Origin of the sequence: Pseudoalteromonas sp. APC 3691 (assembly GCF_030408135.1) — a bacterium.
Taxonomy (GTDB): domain Bacteria; phylum Pseudomonadota; class Gammaproteobacteria; order Enterobacterales; family Alteromonadaceae; genus Pseudoalteromonas.
The window spans coordinates 1-2604 of the sequence record NZ_JASDCB010000130.1 but is presented as its reverse complement, the minus strand read 5'-3'; the positions used below and the strand labels follow the sequence as shown (position 1 = coordinate 2604).

At 44.9% G+C, this 2604-nt stretch carries 2 protein-coding genes; both read right to left on the bottom strand.

Annotation, left to right across the window (positions count from 1 at the left end; all coding sequences use genetic code 11):
* Nucleotides 1-80: 80 nt before the first annotated feature.
* Nucleotides 81-836, bottom strand: a complete 756-nt coding sequence (istB, locus tag QL998_RS20505; protein ID WP_024603886.1) for an IS21-like element helper ATPase IstB — start codon at nucleotides 834-836, stop codon at nucleotides 81-83.
* A 14-nt stretch (nucleotides 837-850) separates the two neighbouring features.
* Complete coding sequence (gene istA, locus QL998_RS20500) at nucleotides 851-2395, bottom strand: IS21 family transposase (protein WP_024600838.1); 1545 nt, start codon at nucleotides 2393-2395, stop codon at nucleotides 851-853.
* Nucleotides 2396-2604: the final 209 nt, after the last annotated feature.

Below are 2604 nucleotides of genomic sequence, written 5' to 3'. Positions count from 1 at the left end.
TGCGTATTCCGGTGATGGTGAACACCGATTCCGGTTTTATCGTGAACACTTAAATTCCACGCATTGGGTTCATGACATTTTTAACCTAAGTGTTCACGATGGTCAATTTTAGATTGAATTTTTCTCATAGACTCCCCCTTTAATTTTATCCGATGAGCATTGTGCATTAGTCGATCTAAAATGGCATCGGCTAAGGTATTATCGCCGATGGATTGATGCCATTCTTCGGTGGGTAATTGACTGATGATGGCGGTTGATGAACTGCCGTGCCTATCATCCATGATCTCCATTAAGTCATTTCGTTGTGCCGCTTTAAGTGGCTCAAGCCCCCAATCATCTAAAACGAGTAAGTCGATCTTAGCGAGTGACTGTAACATTCGACTGTAAGTGCCATCTGCTTTGGCTTGTGTCAGCGCAAGCATCAACCTTGAGAGTCGGTAATATTTAACGCTGTAGCCTTTCATGCATCCTGTATGCGCAAGCGCACAAGTGATATAGGTTTTACCGCTACCGCAAGGGCCTGTGATGAGTAAGTTTTGTGATTTATTCAGCCAATCACATTGCAGTAGCGATGCCATCATCGATTGATTGAGACCTCGCGGGTGATGATAATCTATGTCTCTGGCGTTAGCGGCTAATTTAAGTTTTGCCGCTTTAAGTAAGCGTTGTTGTTTTCGGCTCTCTCGGTCTTGGGCTTCACTGTCTGCTAGCAGTTGTAGTCGCTCATCGAAGGACAACCCTTCATAAGTACTTGGTTGTTCTATTTGGCTCACTAAGGCGTTGGCCATACCACTGAGTTTGAGTTGACGAAGCTGAGTTATCGTTTGTTCTAACATAGAATTTCCTTACCTTAATGGAAGCTTTTAGGACCACGGATATTTTCATGGGATTGTGGCAATAACGTCGACGGCTCTTCTTGCGTTCGCGGCAATTTATCTTGGTTGCTACTGAGTATGTCTTTGATATGTTTTAACCGATATAAACTGTATTGATTGGCTATCGCACAGGCGTTATTGAGCCGATCGGCGGGATAGCTTCTTGATAGGTTGAGTAAGCCTAAGCACACACGATACGCTTGTTCTTCATGTTGTTTCTGTGCCAATTGTGCTTTCACCCAGAGCAAAACGTCATCTCCAATATCTTTCGCCCAATTCATTAAACGCCCTGGTGACCATTTATGATGCTTCTCATGCTTTACAGGCATGTGCTCGGATGTGGTGGTCATGCCCGGATGATATTTTCTCGGGTGACTGGTGATGCGTTTATGCTTGAAATAAGCCTCAATCAAGTTGTCTTTGGCATGAAGTTCAAGCTTTTCACCCACCAAGTGATGGGGTACCGAGTAAAGATGGTTATCATACTGAACGTGATAATCAATATTCACTTTGACGTGTTTAATATCCGTGAATTGATAAGCTAGTTTGGGCATGGGCGCGAGGGCGGGTTTGTCGATTGACTCGAACCATGATTGTCGTGTCCCACTCAGTTGCTTAAAGGGCTTATTATTGACCTCAAGCAGTAAGGCTTTGATGCAATGGTTTAGCTCAGCTAATGAGAAAAAGGTTTGGTGTCGTAACTTGGCGAGTATCCAGCGTTCAATGATTTGCACGCCCACTTCGGCCTTGGCTTTATCTTGTGGTTTTCTGGGACGAGCAGGCACAATCACGGTGCCATAATGCGCGGCCAATTGCTGATAACTCGGGTTAACATCAGGGTCGTAGCGACACGCTTTACTGACACCACTGCGTAAATTATCGGGGATAACCATGTCAGGTATACCGCCGATAAATTCAAATGCTCGCACGTGACTGCCGATCCAGTCGGGTAGACTTTGGCTCCAGGTTGCTTCACAAAATGTATAATTTGATGCGCCCATCACCGCCACGAATATCTGGGCGAACTTCACTTCACCCGTCGCATTACAAACAATGGGCATCGTTTGACCCGCATAATCGACAAAGAGTTTTTCTCCTGCTTTATGCACTTGTCGCATCGAACGTTTTTGCTTTTTAAGCCAGGTCATATAGCGATCGCAGAACTGAGAATAGCTGTAACAACGATTCGGATATTGCTGAGTATATTCTTCCCAGAGTAAGTTCTTGGTGACGCCTTTGCCCGTTAATTCTTTTCGAATGGCTGGCCAATCTGGCACTTCAAATCGCTGGGATGGCCGAGTGTCGGCGCGAGGATAGAACTGACTAGCAAGCACAGAATCATCAAGCTCGTCGGGCAGTGGCCAACTTAACGATAAAGCTCTGGCTTTAGTGAGTAGTTTTTGAATACCACCGACACTGATCTTAGTGCTGGCACTTATTTTTCTGACACTGAGTTGGGCAGCAAAATGTAGCCTCAACACTTCTCGAATTTTACGCATTGTGATCCTCTTAGTCGCCATATCCCTTCCTCAGTAATACAAAAAGGAAATAGCTTAACAAAGTAATTAATAATCAATGCGTTGAAATTGTACTGGTTTGGTGTGAACACCGATTCCGGAAAATCAGTCAAAAGTGTTCACGATAAAACCGGAATGAGCGTTCACGCTAAAACCAGAACGGGTGTTCACGATGGGCCGGAATCACTGTTCACGATGCTCCGGAATATGCA

Bases quoted from the DNA above. Each gene is read 5' to 3' on its own strand.
- istB (WP_024603886.1), bottom strand. From the start codon at position 836: ATGTTAGAACAAACGATAACTCAGCTTCGTCAACTCAAACTCAGTGGT.
- istA (WP_024600838.1), bottom strand. From the start codon at position 2,395: ATGGCGACTAAGAGGATCACAATGCGTAAAATTCGAGAAGTGTTGAGG.